Below are 14,540 nucleotides of genomic sequence, written 5' to 3'. Positions count from 1 at the left end.
GGAAAAGAACTAAAACCATATATGCATTAATAATACTTGAAAGTACCTGATAATGAATTCAAATCCATATCTTTACACTTTTAAATAAAAAGAACTTATAAAATATTAAAATAATTAAAAAATCCAACTTACCCAAAAATAATGTTTGCATAACAGGCTCAATAACAACATATAAAATTGAATGAATATAAACAATTAACTTACCACAAACTATTAAATAAAAGTTTTAGTTAATACCTTAATACTTTTAGGTTGGGAAGTTTCCAATAATGATTGGCCTAAAAATAGCAAATGGCCCACCTCTTTTATACTTTTTATTTAGTAAGAATTGAGCTCCAACAAAATTTATTTAGTATTTAACTTAATTGAATCATGTACTATGATTTAAATAAAAACTTTTAATTAGAACAAAATAAAACTTGATTTATTTAGTTTGAAAATATTAAACAATTTTTTATTTTGCTGGTCATCCATTCAATAATACCGATGTTTCAAAGTTAGTTGACAGTCATTTATTTGCAAAAAGGATTACAGCTAATGACGAATAACAAACAATTAGCTCAATCTGTAGACGCAGAAGATATAACCCGCTATGAAAACGATTTTATGATTTATTGGCACTTTATTATCATTCTCTAATACTTACTTATCGTATTTATTTTACATAATATAAAAATTTAATTAAGCAAAACTAAAAATCTTTAAATAAATCATTTATATATGTAATTTCTATATTTATTAATCAAAAAATAAAGGCTGCTAATAAAATTAGCAGCCTTTATTTTACGAACCGGAAAACTTATTTTTTCAGTTCTTTAGCCAGATATAACCAAGTTTCAATTACGGTATCCGGATTCAGAGAGATAGTCTCAATTCCCTCCTCAATCAACCATTTAGCGAAATCAGCATGGTCAGACGGCCCTTGTCCGCAAATACCAATATATTTGTTTAATTTACGGCAAGCCTGAATTGCCAGACTGAACATCACTTTAACAGCCGGGTCACGTTCATCAAAAGTACCTGCGATCGGACCACCACTATCGCGATCCACACCCAGCGTTAACTGAGTCATATCATTTGAACCAATAGAGAATCCATCAAAGTATTTCAGGAACTGTTCGGCCAGTACTGCATTGGTTGGCAGTTCACACATCATAATCAGGCGCAGACCATTTTTACCACGTTCCAGTCCATTGTCTTTCAATGCGCGTACGACATTTTCAGCCTCTTTCAATGTACGTACAAATGGAATCATGATTTCAACATTAGTTAATCCCATTTCATCACGCACATATTTCAGTGCTTTACACTCAAGCGCAAAGCAATCTTTGAAATCATCAGAAACATAACGGGCTGCACCGCGGAAACCCAGCATCGGATTTTCTTCATGAGGCTCGTATTTATTACCACCTAAAAGATTGGCATATTCATTTGACTTAAAGTCAGACATACGCACAATTACTTTTTTCGGATACACAGAAGCTGCCAGTGTTGCCACACCTTCAGCAATTTTATCAATATAAAAGTCTACCGGAGATGAATAGCCGGAAATTCTGTCAGTAATGGTGGCTTTCATCTGTTCATCCTGCTGATCAAATTCCAGCAAAGCACGAGGATGAATACCAATCTGGCGGTTAATAATAAATTCCATTCGTGCCAGACCAATACCATAGCCCGGTAAACCAGAGAAGCTGAATGCCAGCTCAGGATTACCTACATTCATCATGATTTTGGCTGGTGATTCAGGCATATTATCTAAAGGTATTTCATTGACATCAACTTTCAGTAAACCCTCATATACATAGCCCGTATCCCCTTCGGCACAGGACACCGTTACTTCCTGACCATCCTGCAAAGCAGAAGTTGCATTACCACAGCCAACCACTGCCGGAATACCCAGTTCACGCGCAATAATGGCTGCGTGACAAGTACGTCCGCCACGATTGGTAATAATTGCAGAGGCACGTTTCATAACCGGTTCCCAGTCCGGATCGGTCATATCAGTAACCAGTACGTCACCTGGCAACACTTTATCCATTTCATCAACAGATTTGACCAGACGCACTTTACCTTGACCGACTTTCTGACCGATGGCGCGACCCTCTACCAGAATGGCAGATTTGTCATTAATCTGATAGCGACGCAGTACACGGCTGTTATTTTCCTGTGATTTCACAGTTTCAGGACGAGCCTGCAAGATATACAGTTTGCCATCAATACCATCACGACCCCATTCAATATCCATCGGACGGCCATAATGTTCTTCAATAGTCAGTGCATACTGAGCCAGCTCAGTAATTTCTTCGGCACTGATTGAGAATTTTTTGCGGTCAGCAACATCAACATCTACTGTCTGTACAGATTTACCTGCCTGAGCCGCATCAGTGAAAACCATTTTAATCAGTTTAGAACCCATGGTTTTACGCAGAATCGCAGGACGACCGGCACGCAGAGTTGGTTTATGTACATAGAATTCATCCGGATTTACTGCACCCTGTACAACAGTCTCACCCAGACCATAGGATGATGTAATGAATACAACCTGATCAAAACCAGACTCTGTATCCATGGTGAACATCACCCCGGAGGCGCCTTTATCAGAACGCACCATCCGCTGAACACCGGCAGACAGAGCCACTACATCATGAGCAAAATTCTTGTGCACACGGTAGGAAATGGCGCGATCGTTATACAAAGAAGCAAATACATGATGCATAGCTTCTTTAACATTATCATAACCGCTTATATTCAGAAATGTTTCCTGCTGACCGGCAAAAGAGGCATCAGGTAAATCTTCGGCAGTCGCAGAAGAGCGTACAGCCACGCAAATCTGGTCAGTACCGGCATCAGCTACCATTTTTTCCCATGCTGCCTGTAAATCTGCTTCCAGTTCAGGCGGAAATGGGGTGTCCATGATCCATTGACGGATCTGTTTACCTACCCGGGCCAGTTCGGCAACATTATCTACATCCAGTGCCTTTAGCTCGTTATTGATACGTTCACTCAAACCTTCGTAAGCAAGAAAATTGCGATAGGCTTCGGCAGTGGTAGCAAAACCACCGGGTACACGCACACCTTTTTCGGTGAGCTGTGAAATCATCTCGCCAAGAGATGCATTTTTGCCGCCGACGCTTTCAACATCAGTCATGCGCAGATTTTCAAACCAGATTACGTTATTACCGGCCATGATGGTTATCCAGTGAGGAGTGGGAAAGTTGAAGACGACCTATTCTAACTAGTCAGGTACAAAATGTCATGTATTTTTGGCTATTTATCCGCCCATAATTGAGGATAATTTATCCCTAATCAAACACTATTCAAATACAAATCCTTGATACCTTAAGTATTTTAATTACATTTTCAATTATTTAGATTAAAATATCAATTTATACATTTTTTTAGCAATTTTAATCTAAAATTATCTTTTTTATTCAATAAAACATTAATTTTATTGCTTAAATTTTATATATTCAGTCTATTTTTATTTTTTTAGTATCAATGTTGAAAAAAACCAATATTTTACGCAGGAACTGGAAGAAACTTCATTTACAATGGATAATTCATAAAGTCACATTCCTTTTTAACTCTGAATTATGTAGATTGATTATGAAACCAGTACGCCAAGTCTTTTTTGTTTCTGACCGAACGGGTATCACCGCCGAAAGTATGGGTCTTGCTTTATTGAACCAGTTTGACAATATAGAATTCAAGCGTGCTACTTATCCATTTGTAGATACAGAAACAAAAGCTCGTGAGATTGTTGCTTTAATTAATAATGCAGCAAACCACTGTGAAGCGCGTCCGCTGGTTTTTTCTAGCATCGTTGATGAAAATGTCCGTAAACTGATTAAAACCAGTGCAGGGCTGCATATGAGTTTTTATGATGCATTTATTGGTGAGCTGGAAGATGAACTTGCCACAGAAGCAAATCATTCCATTGGCAGAACCCATGGAATGCACGATACTGAACGCTATGATAAGAGAATGGAAGCAATCAATTTTACTCTTAATCATGATGATGGAATTACTGATCGCGAATTGAAAAAAGCTGATGTGATTCTGATGGGCGTTTCTCGCAGCGGTAAAACGCCTACTTGTCTTTATCTGGCATTACAGTATGGAATTCGTGCTGCAAATTATCCTCTTATTCCAGAAGATCTGGAAAGCAGTGAATTACCTAGAATGCTGCAACCATTCCGGCAAAAATTATATGGGCTAACCATAGATGCAGACCGTCTGCACCATATTCGTTCGGAGCGTCGTCCTGATTCCCGTTATGCCAGTCGTGATAATTGCCGACGTGAGATTTTAACCGCCGAAGATATGTTCCGCCGTTTTAATATTCCATATACCAATACAACTCATAAATCTATTGAAGAACTGGCTGCAAGTATTATTTTAGCGGCAAAATTACAACGGCGGTTTTAGGTTGTTTCGTTATAAAGTTTTGCCCTGAATAAATTCAGGGCCTTTATTTTAACTTGCAATCATGATTTGTATTTATCTTGTATCAGTAATAGACGAATAAATTAAGCAGCTTTAATATTAAATCAATCTTTGAACGCGTGAATATTATTATCTAAACACATGGCATATTTTTTATATACTATCCAAGGTAACTGTACTATATCTAAATTTCCAAATTAAAATATGTCCAACTATTCAGATAACATCCGGAAGTGCTGAGACTATTATCCTGTGGTCAGACACATGGATAATAGTGTTGCAATGATATACTTTAGATTATTATTCTCTTGCTTTAATGACGTAATCAATAAAGCATGCTTATTTGTATTTCTTAATTACATTCTATAATTAATATTCATTTAACATAATCGTTAACATCTGTAATTATTACTTAGTCAGTAAATTTTCACGCCAGCAAAAACAACGAATAATCTTGGCCTCAATATAATAATGATATTTTTAATTTAATTCTAAAAATTTATTTTTATTATGTGTTTAGATTAATATCTTTTGTTACTAATAAATCGAATTATTATCAATTTAAGTTAAGTTTTCTTGCCATTTTGTTTTTCTCATGGGATTATGAATCATAAAAATCAAAATTGTTTTAACTATTAATCCTTTGAGACAATTTTATGCAGCCGCGTCCAATCATAGGTATACCATGTGATGTAAAGCAGATAGGTAAGTGGAATTTTCACGCTGTCGGTGAAAAATACATTCATGCGGTTCAGGACAGTGTCGGTGATGTTATTTTACTTCCGGTACTGTCTGATCAGGAAGTTTTAACTCGCCTACTCAAATTGGTTGATGGTGTTTTTTTACCCGGTTCTTATTCAAATATAGACCCGAAATGGTATAGTGAAATATCGGCACGAGAGGGAATGTTACAGGATGCTGCCCGTGACCATACTGTTTTACCGCTAATTAAATATATTATTGATAGTGGTATACCACTTCTGGGTGTTTGCCGCGGTTTGCAGGAAATCAATGTAGCACTTGGTGGTGACCTTCACCAGCATATACAGGAAATACCCGGTTATCTGGATCATCGTGAACCCGATAATCAGCCAATTGAAATTCAATATGGCGATGCGCATGCGGTTAATCTGAAAACAGACAGTTTATTGATGCTGTGGCTGGCAACAGACCACAAACAGTATCAGGTCAATTCTTTACATCAGCAAGGAGTAAAAACGTTAGCACCAGGGCTTAGCATAGAAGCAACTGCTCCAGATGGTCTTATTGAAGCATTCAGGATTGATGCAGCGTCAATATTTGGCTATGCAGTGCAGTGGCATCCCGAATGGCAATATGGGAGTAAGCCGCTTTCTATCGCTATTTTTAAAGCTTTTCGTGAAGCATGTATGCAATATAAATTGCACAGGCAAAAGGAATCATTTTAAGGTGACTTATGTATGATGACATATTTAACTGGCTTAAAGAACATGGTATCACTGAAGTAGAATGTATCTTACCGGACATTACAGGTGTGGCTCGCGGTAAAATTATTCCGAAAGATAAATTTATATCTGAACCGGATATGCGACTACCCGAGGCAGTATTATTGCAAACAGTAACCGGAGAATATCCACAATCCAGCCTTCTGGATGAAACAGATGCGGATATGGAGTTAAAGCCAGACCAGACTACTCTGCGCTTTGTTCCCTGGGCTCAGGATCCGACAGCATCACTAATATTTGATTGCTTCTCTCCTGACGGTTTACCGGTTGAAACTGCGCCGCGCAATGTACTCAAACGCATATTAAAATTGTATGAAAATATGGGGCTGGAACCCATCGTTGCTCCGGAAATGGAATTCTATCTGATTTCACCCAACCCCGATCCGGATGTCCCCCTGCAACCTCCGATCGGCCGTACCGGACGCAGTGAATTCGGACGACGGTCTTATGCTGTAGATGCAGTAAATGAATTTGACCCTCTGTTTGAAGAAATTTACGACTACTGCCATGAACAAAACCTTGAAGTTGATACGCTGATTCATGAAATTGGTGCAGCACAGATGGAAATCAATTTCCTGCATGGTAATGCTCTGGATTTAGCCGATCAGGTATTTTTATTCAAACGCACAGTACGTGAATCTGCCTTTCATCATAAAATGTATGCCACTTTTATGGCTAAGCCTATGGAAGGAGAACCGGGCAGTGCCATGCATATCCATCAGAGTTTGAACAACGTAGAGAATGGTAATAATGCATTCAGCAGTGATGATGGCACTCCTTCAGAACTATTTTTTCATTTTATTGGCGGCCTGCAAAAATACCTGCCGCAAACCATGCCCTTTTTTGCTCCGTATGTTAATTCTTTCCGCCGGCTGACCCGGTTTACAGCTGCACCCACTAATGTTGAATGGGGTTATGACAATCGCACTGTAGGTTTACGTGTCCCGCGTGCTAAAGCCAAAGGAAGACGGATTGAAAACCGGCTGGCCGGAGTAGATGTGAATCCTTATCTGGGGATTGCCTGCTCACTGGCTTGTGGTTATCTGGGAATTAAAGAACAGCTACAACCGCGTGCTCCGCTGAGCAGTAATGCGTATTCATTACCTTATCAGTTCCCTACTACACTGGAAGAATCAATAGAACGTTTACGCCAGTGTGAACCAATTCATGAAATACTGGGTCAGCGCTTTGTTGAGATGTACATTGCCGTAAAAGAGCAGGAAGTTTCAGAATATTTTCGTGTTATCAGCCCTTGGGAGCGCAAATATCTGTTATTGCATGTCTGAAACCATCTCAATAGCATATTTCAACTGTTATTCTTGTACTTGTACATTGAATGATTGCTTATAACATTTTAAAACAAAGGAGTTTTTATGAGTAATAAAACCGATGTGAGACTGGCTGTAAAACATCATTTACATCCATTTTCCGATAATGCTGAGCTTAAAAAACACGGTGTACGCATGATGGTTAAAGCAAAAGGCATTTATGTATATGATAGTGACGGCAATGAAATCATTGACGGTATGGCCGGGTTGTGGTGTGTCAATATTGGATACGGAGAAAAAAAACTGGCTAAAATTGCCGAGAAACAAATGCAAGTGCTGCCGTTTTACAATACTTTCTTCAAAACAACCCATCCTGCAATCATTAAATTATCGGAAAAACTGGTTGAAATCACACCGGAGGGATTTAATCATGTGTTTTATACCAACTCCGGTTCTGAATCGGTTGATACCATGATACGTATGGTGCGCCATTACTGGGCATCTGTCGGCAAGCCTTCTAAAAAAGTGATCATTGGTCGCTGGAACGGCTATCACGGCTCTACCTTAGGCGGAGCAAGTCTGGGTGGTATGAAAGGCATGCATGAGCAAGGTGATTTACCGATTGCCAATATAGTTCATATTGAACAACCGTGGTATTACGGCTTAGCCAAAACTGGTGAAAGTGAAGAAGAATTCGGTATTCGAGCTGCTAACTGGCTTGAAGAAAAAATTCTGTCACTGGGTGCGGATAAAATTGCAGCTTTTGTTGCAGAACCGATTCAGGGAGCTGGCGGAGTGATCATTCCTCCTGCAAGTTACTGGCCGCGAATTGAAGCTATCTGTAAAAGATATGACGTACTACTGGTAGCTGATGAAGTAATTTGCGGCTATGGGCGCACTGGCAAATGGTTTGGATTCGAAACTTTTGGTTTCACGCCAGATATTTTTACGACAGCTAAAGGACTGTCCTCCGGCTATTTACCGATCGGGGCAGTTCTGGTCAATGACAAAGTAACAGAAGGTTTGCTGGCCGGGGGTGAGTTTAATCATGGCTTTACTTACAGCGGGCATCCGGTTTCAGCCGCAGTTGCCTGTGCGAACCTGAATATAATTGATAAAAAGAATCTGATTGAAAAGGTACGTACCAAAACAGGTCCTTATATGCGTAAGCGCTGGCAGGAAACATTCAGTCAGTTTAAATATGTTGCTGATATTCGCAGTGAAGGATTGATGTGTGGTTTTACACTGGTAAAAAACCGTGATACTCGCGAGTTCTTTGATGATTTCGGCACTACAGGTTTGATTTGCCGGGATATCTTTTTTAAGAACAATCTGATTTTCCGTGCCTGTGGTGACCATATCGTAGCGGCTCCTCCGCTAATTATTTCCAAAAAGGAAATTGATAATATGCTGGCAATTGCCAGTGTGTGTATGCGTGAATTTGAGGAACTTATGGACAAAAAGCTGGACTGTAATACAGATAAGGCTGCCTGAAACTGATTAAACAAAAACCTGGGTGATTGCTCAGGTTTTTGTGTATTTTAGAGAGTGAATTTATCGCTCTTATTCTATGCTTTTCAAAGCAACTGATGGTGCCGGATTCAGTAAAATATTTGCATTCTGCGCAGTTAAAGTAAGCGGTACAGTTCGCTTGACCAGTACCAGCCCGTAAATAGCTGCCAGATGCGGCCACCAGCGATTACCCATATATTCTATAGCCTTGTGATTATCACCGTAACAGGCCGGAATACCATAACCCATAAACTGGCCTTCTTCCAGAAACAGACCAAAGCGTTGCATCTTATCAACAGCCGTACGGGCAGACAGTAACTTTAAAGCAGAATGGCCTTTCAGACTGCTCTGATAAAACAGGCGCCAATATCCATGAATATTTAAGCCGGTCAGTACAAGATGCCCGCCGGGCACCAGAACACGAGCTATTTCAGTTATAGAAACTTCATAATCGGATAAAGTATCCAGACCATGAGGCCAGATAATGGTATCTATACTTTGCTGAGCCCAGGGTAAGGCCTTACATTCAGCAATAACTGCCGTACCACAATCGGCTGTATTACTTTGTACAATATACTGGGACTCAGCTGCAAACACATGCCGGAACTGCCATTGTGATATACCGCATTGTAATATGGTGCCAAAACGCAACCCTGTTAATTTATGCAGGATAAACTGCTGCTCCAGCCGGCTTAAATAGAGACCAAATTTATGTTCGGCCAGCCAGTTTTCCAATTGCTGAGTATTCATTTAAACACCATTATGTACCATATTAAATCTAAGCTGCAGACCATTGAATCATTTTATTGCATTTACATCATTACTGTAAAAATAGGGATTTATCCTTGACCGTTAAGAATTTCCTCTTTAATATTAATAGGATTTTGCACAAATTTTACGGTTAAACGAATGGCTAAATTGAAGCATAAGGTACTGGCACTTACTGGCCTGATACTTGCTCCCTCATTATCATTTGCCCAATCTTACACCAGTAATGGCATTGGCTTATCAATAATGAATCTGAATGCGGCTACCCTGAAAGGAAAAACGTATTCTAATCATGATATCTGGGGACGCATGCGTCAGGATTTCCGTATGACAGAGGTTAATCCTGAAATTATTCGCCGGCAGGAGCAGTATTATTCAAGCCACAGCGATTACTTTAACCGTACGGTTGTGCGCAGCCAGCCTTATTTATATCACATCGTAAATGAAGCAGAAAAACGCCAGATGCCAGCTGAAGTGGCTTTACTGCCGTTTATTGAAAGTGCTTTCGTCAGCAAGGCTCAGTCGCGGGTAGGAGCTTCCGGCCTTTGGCAGTTTATGCCCAGTAGCGGACGACAGTACGGACTGGAACAGACTAATCTCTATGATGGTCGTCACGATGTATATGCAGCGACCGATGCTGCTTTAACTTATCTGCAATATCTTTATAGCCTGTTTGGTGACTGGTCACTGGCTCTGGCAGCCTATAACTGGGGAGAAGGTAATGTTGGTAAGGCCATTAAACGAGCCCAGCTGGCCGGGATAGATCCAACATATGAAAATCTGCGCATGCCAAATGAAACCCGCAATTATGTGCCGAAATTGCTGGCAGTGCGGAATATTATCGAAAATCCGCAGGCCTTTGGTGTTAATCTGGTTTCTGTACCAAACCGTCCTTACTTTGAAGCAATCAGCATTGATCAGCCAATTGATATTGATGCAGCTGCCCGACTGGCGAATATTTCGACTTCAGAGTTTCTAACCCTTAATCCAAGTTTCAAGAGTCCGGTTTTTATTCCTAAAGAAAATCGTAAAATGCTGCTGCCGATTACCGCAGTAAATACTTTTGAACGCAATTACCGCAACGCAGATAAAAATACTCTGCTTTCATGGAATATCTTTAAAGCATATTCAACCACCAATGTGGCTGATTTAGCTGCACAAACTGGAATGAGCAGTGCAGAAATCAAGCGGCTGAATAATTTGTCCAGCAATACTGTACCAGCCGGTCGCAGCCTGCTTATCAGTAAAAATAGTTTGAACACTCAGCTTATGGATTCTTTCATCAATAGTGATACTGATCCATTACTGAATATTGCTATGGCAAAACCAGTATTACCTCCGGGCACATTTGTGACTCATCCGGCAGCAACTACTGTTGCTCAGACTGATAAAGTTACTGATACCGGCAATGCATCTGTACCAGCTCTTACTGAAACAGTTACAACCACAACATCCACTGTACTGAATACTGACCAGCCGTCACCGTTCAATACAACAGTACAAACCCAAACCATAACCGTTGCTGAAAACGCAGCAACCCCGGCTGAATTGCCTGCTCCTGTTGCAACCAATAAGGATGCACTGATGCAGGTTGCACAGGATGCGCAATTACAGGCAGCTGCTGCGGCTTCTGTTCAAAAAGCACTGGCACAGGCTGAACGTGAAGAAGCTCAGACTGCTGCTCGTCTGGCAGAAAACCGTAATGAACGCTCTTTACGCAATATCATCAACGTTGCGGACAAACGCAGTAATATTGCTCATAAAGTGAATAAGGGTGATACATTGTATTCAATTGCCCAGCGCTATAATATCAATGTAGCTGATCTGGTTACTGCCAATAATCTGCGCGGTCATAATCTGCAGGTTGGTCAGGTACTGAAAATTAGCCCGAATCAGGATAATAAACGGATGCTGGCTGCTGTACGTAAAGGTAAAGACTCTAAATCCGGCGTAGTCCCTGTTTCATACACGGTAAAAAAAGGCGATACACTTAGCAGCATAGCTCAGCGCCTGAATATTCCTGTAAGTAAATTGCAAAAAGTACATGGGAAACAAGTATTACGTCCCGGTCAGAAAATTAAGCTGACCAATCTGTAATTTTACAGCATGTCATTGCAATTAATTTAAAAAAGGTTAGTGTGCATTCACTAACCTTTTATTTTTAGCTATATAAATTTAATTCTTTTTTGGAATAAATATACAGGTAGTTGCCGCTCCGATAACCATAACAATACCGGCAAAAGCCTGTATATTTACCGTTTCATTCAATAACAGAATGGCCGTTATTACTCCGAAAACCGGTTCCATAGCCAGAAATATCCCGCTCACACTAGCAGAAACATTTTCCAACCCTTTATTCCAGCACCATGCAGCCACCAGACTGCATCCGATACCCAGATAAGCTATAGCACCAATACCTTGAAAAGAATAATGAATATCCCAGCTTTCAACTAGAAACAGCATAAACGGCAAACCAAATACAGTACCTGTTTGCAACGTTAAGGCTGTATATATCTTAACATCTATTTCGCGTAGTAACTTTTGTGACAAACGTATCCAGAAAGCCATGACAATAGTTGAAGTAAATACCAGCGAGACTCCCAACAAAGCAGTATTACCACTGGCTTTTTCTGGTTTACCTACTACCAGCAGCACCCCTATAAAAGCCACAATGCCCAGTATAAATACCAGCAATGGTGTTTTTTCGCGAAAAAAAATCAGACCCACCAGTACTATAATAATTGGTTCCATACCAATAATGGTGACCGCATTGACCGCAGGAATAAGTTTCAAACCTGTAACCTGTAACAGATAAGTTACAGGATATGTCAGCAATCCTAGTCCGATAATTTTGATCAGTTGTACTTTGGAAATAACATTATGGTTTTTAAAATAGCTCCACGTGATGGGTAAGGTAACTACTGCTGCCAATATCAGCCTGCCGAGTACCACAAGTGACGGATCCAGCATGTCATAAGCCATTTTTGTAGCAATAAACGAGCTACCCCACATAAATGAAGCAATTAAGAGATAAAGCATAATTTCAAACTAAACAAACTAAAAATTCTGCGCACTGACCCGTTTTAAATACATGATTCAATCAATCTGAACAAATATTTATCAGTGTGTTAACCAAATATCATGTCTATTTGCAATACGTTTCAAAGCCAGTACGCTTTTCTGTACACAAAAGCATGCATATTAGCATACACAAACATTTATAAACTGCTAGAATCCTCCCAGCAGAATAAATAATTTGGCTAAGCTCTTCTCTGAATTAAAAGAAATTTTTGACTATGTTTTATTTTAGTATTAACAGTCCGGATAACTGCCATCTTGGTTTTCTGGTACTTATGGATGAAGATAATTCAGCTTATACTGATGGAGCTACTGGCTATTATGCTGTTAAAGCACAGGCTGATGAAACAGACCAGCAAGCTTGTCCGGCACAATGGCAGATATTGCAGCAATTATCAGAGCAAGACAGTCTTCGTTGGTTTCGCAAAGCCGATTATGTTCAGCTTTGTGATGCTGAAAACAATATTATAGGGCGTTTACAGCAACAATATCTCATCTTATGTGGTCAGCATTTTATACTGAATGACCTCACCGGCACCCTGTAACCACAACATATGTATTGGTAAGGTTATTTATGTCTACACCTGATATGCTTCCATCCGGCACCCAGTTTGCTTTCGCCTGTACCAGACGATTTCTACCGCTGTTTGGTACTCAGTTTTTTGGTGCGTTTAATGATAATCTGTTTAAAACCTCATTATTCGTTTTAATCAGCTTTTATGGGCTTGGCGCTAATTCATGGTTACCAGCAAGCCAGATGCTGAATGCTGGTGCCCTGCTGTATATTCTGCCCTTTTTTCTTTTCTCTGCATTATCTGGTGAATTATCTAATAAAATGGATAAAGCCATTCTGGCGCGCTGGATAAAAACTGCGGAAATCTGCATTATGCTGATAGCAGGTGTCGGCTTTTGGATGCAGTCTGTCACAATATTGATGTTATGCCTGTTTCTGATGGGCACACATTCTACTTTGTTCGGTCCGTTGAAATATGCGGTATTACCAGAATATCTCCCTAAATATGAACTACTCAACGGTAATAGCCTGATCGAAAGCGGTACTTTTCTATCAATATTATTCGGGCAGATTTTAGGTACTATTCTGGCTGGCACCAATACAGCATGGCTGTTTGGTATCCTGCTGTTCGTCGCTATTCTGGGTCAGATTGCCAGTATATTTATGCCAAGGGTACCCGCACAAATTCCACAGCAATATATTGATTCAAACATCATGCGGAGTACAAAACAGCTACTTCGGCAAACTTATCTGCAAAAAAATCTCTGGATTGCCATTATCGGTATTTCCTGGTTCTGGCTGATTGGTTCTGTATATATAACCCAGCTCCCTACTTTTACCCGTTTGAATCTTGGTGGAAACGAAGCTGTATTTAATTTAATGCTAACACTCTTCTCCCTTGGCATAGGTACGGGTTCTATTGTTTGTGCACGGATTAGCCGCCATCAGTTACATCTTAGTCTGGTTGTGATCGGGACAATCGGCCTGAGTATATTCGGTCTGCTGCTGGTATGGTTCACACCGTCACAACCTAATCTGCCAGTTGCCGGTATCGGTACATTTATCGGCCGGCCGGACAGCATGGCAATAATCATTTGCATAATCGGTATTGGTTTTTTCGGCGGCTTTTTTTCATTGCCGTTATACACATGGCTGCAAACAGCCAGCAGCGATCAGTTCCGTTCACATGCAATTGCTGCCAATAATATTATCAACGGCCTGTTTATGGTTTGTGCAGCCATATTAAGCGCTGTACTGATCTGGCTGTTTAACAGTATTAATGCCTTATACATGATTGTGGCGCTGGGAAATGTGCCCGTTTTAATTTACTTATGGCGAAATCAAGAGTTACGTATTGATTTTAAGGAATTTATTTTACGAAAACATTAAAACGTTTACCTGATAGCTTTAAATTAGCGTTTTGAAATAGGTATAATATCGGATGGTTTTAATAAACAGCAATTTAATTAA

At 40.0% G+C, this 14,540-nt stretch carries 10 protein-coding genes; 7 read left to right on the top strand and 3 right to left on the bottom strand.

Annotation, left to right across the window (positions count from 1 at the left end):
* Window positions 1–799: 799 nt before the first annotated feature.
* Window positions 800–3,187 (bottom strand): phosphoenolpyruvate synthase, encoded by a 2,388-nt coding sequence (gene ppsA, locus H3V11_RS07280; protein WP_078475550.1) that lies wholly within the window; start codon window positions 3,185–3,187, stop codon window positions 800–802.
* Between the two features lie 419 nt (window positions 3,188–3,606).
* Here ppsA and H3V11_RS07275 point away from each other — a divergent pair, with 419 nt between their 5' ends.
* The 4 genes from H3V11_RS07275 (at window position 3,607) to H3V11_RS07260 (ending at window position 8,692) form a co-directional block, all read left to right on the top strand.
* Complete coding sequence (locus H3V11_RS07275) at window positions 3,607–4,428, top strand: pyruvate, water dikinase regulatory protein (RefSeq protein ID WP_025330642.1); 822 nt, start codon at window positions 3,607–3,609, stop codon at window positions 4,426–4,428.
* Between the two features lie 674 nt (window positions 4,429–5,102).
* On the top strand, window positions 5,103–5,873 hold the full coding sequence (locus tag H3V11_RS07270) for a gamma-glutamyl-gamma-aminobutyrate hydrolase family protein (RefSeq protein WP_198224039.1): 771 nt from the start codon (window positions 5,103–5,105) through the stop codon (window positions 5,871–5,873).
* An 8-nt stretch (window positions 5,874–5,881) separates the two neighbouring features.
* The gene (locus H3V11_RS07265) at window positions 5,882–7,216 is read left to right on the top strand and encodes a glutamine synthetase family protein (RefSeq protein ID WP_198224036.1); all 1,335 of its coding nucleotides are present in this window, start codon (window positions 5,882–5,884) and stop codon (window positions 7,214–7,216) included.
* 87 nt (window positions 7,217–7,303) lie between these two features.
* Window positions 7,304–8,692 carry an aspartate aminotransferase family protein gene (locus H3V11_RS07260; protein ID WP_198224034.1) on the top strand — a complete coding sequence of 463 codons (1,389 nt, stop codon included), beginning with the start codon at window positions 7,304–7,306 and terminating at the stop codon, window positions 8,690–8,692.
* Between the two features lie 69 nt (window positions 8,693–8,761).
* Here the strand turns inward: H3V11_RS07260 and H3V11_RS07255 are convergent, their stop codons facing one another.
* Entirely contained in the window at window positions 8,762–9,460 is a 699-nt protein-coding gene (locus H3V11_RS07255) for a class I SAM-dependent methyltransferase (RefSeq protein WP_198224032.1), read from the bottom strand.
* Between the two features lie 159 nt (window positions 9,461–9,619).
* Between H3V11_RS07255 and H3V11_RS07250 the strand changes: the two genes are divergently transcribed.
* On the top strand, window positions 9,620–11,575 hold the full coding sequence (locus H3V11_RS07250; RefSeq protein ID WP_198224030.1) for a LysM peptidoglycan-binding domain-containing protein: 1,956 nt from the start codon (window positions 9,620–9,622) through the stop codon (window positions 11,573–11,575).
* 78 nt (window positions 11,576–11,653) lie between these two features.
* Here the strand turns inward: H3V11_RS07250 and H3V11_RS07245 are convergent, their stop codons facing one another.
* Window positions 11,654–12,517 carry a DMT family transporter gene (locus H3V11_RS07245; RefSeq protein ID WP_037393439.1) on the bottom strand — a complete coding sequence of 288 codons (864 nt, stop codon included), beginning with the start codon at window positions 12,515–12,517 and terminating at the stop codon, window positions 11,654–11,656.
* Window positions 12,518–12,774: 257 nt separating this feature from the next.
* On the opposite strand from H3V11_RS07245, the gene H3V11_RS07240 reads away from it, so the two are divergent.
* Window positions 12,775–13,101: a hypothetical protein gene (locus tag H3V11_RS07240; protein ID WP_078475545.1), complete on the top strand. Its 327-nt coding sequence runs from the start codon at window positions 12,775–12,777 to the stop codon at window positions 13,099–13,101.
* A 29-nt stretch (window positions 13,102–13,130) separates the two neighbouring features.
* A complete protein-coding gene (locus tag H3V11_RS07235; protein ID WP_232335783.1) occupies window positions 13,131–14,459 on the top strand; it encodes an MFS transporter in 1,329 nt (442 codons plus the stop codon).
* The last annotated feature ends 81 nt before the right edge of the window (window positions 14,460–14,540 follow it).

Source organism: Snodgrassella sp. W8158, assembly GCF_016100435.1.
Lineage (GTDB): Bacteria > Pseudomonadota > Gammaproteobacteria > Burkholderiales > Neisseriaceae > Snodgrassella > Snodgrassella alvi.
The sequence above is the reverse complement of the archived record's forward strand: the minus strand, read 5'-3'. Positions and strand labels throughout refer to the sequence as shown.

Coding starts and splice junctions, on each gene's coding strand:
- ppsA (WP_078475550.1), bottom strand. CDS start 3,187: ATGGCCGGTAATAACGTAATCTGGTTTGAAAATCTGCGCATGACTGAT.
- H3V11_RS07275 (WP_025330642.1), top strand. CDS start 3,607: ATGAAACCAGTACGCCAAGTCTTTTTTGTTTCTGACCGAACGGGTATC.
- H3V11_RS07270 (WP_198224039.1), top strand. CDS start 5,103: ATGCAGCCGCGTCCAATCATAGGTATACCATGTGATGTAAAGCAGATA.
- H3V11_RS07265 (WP_198224036.1), top strand. CDS start 5,882: ATGTATGATGACATATTTAACTGGCTTAAAGAACATGGTATCACTGAA.
- H3V11_RS07260 (WP_198224034.1), top strand. CDS start 7,304: ATGAGTAATAAAACCGATGTGAGACTGGCTGTAAAACATCATTTACAT.
- H3V11_RS07255 (WP_198224032.1), bottom strand. CDS start 9,460: ATGAATACTCAGCAATTGGAAAACTGGCTGGCCGAACATAAATTTGGT.
- H3V11_RS07250 (WP_198224030.1), top strand. CDS start 9,620: ATGGCTAAATTGAAGCATAAGGTACTGGCACTTACTGGCCTGATACTT.
- H3V11_RS07245 (WP_037393439.1), bottom strand. CDS start 12,517: ATGCTTTATCTCTTAATTGCTTCATTTATGTGGGGTAGCTCGTTTATT.
- H3V11_RS07240 (WP_078475545.1), top strand. CDS start 12,775: ATGTTTTATTTTAGTATTAACAGTCCGGATAACTGCCATCTTGGTTTT.
- H3V11_RS07235 (WP_232335783.1), top strand. CDS start 13,131: ATGTCTACACCTGATATGCTTCCATCCGGCACCCAGTTTGCTTTCGCC.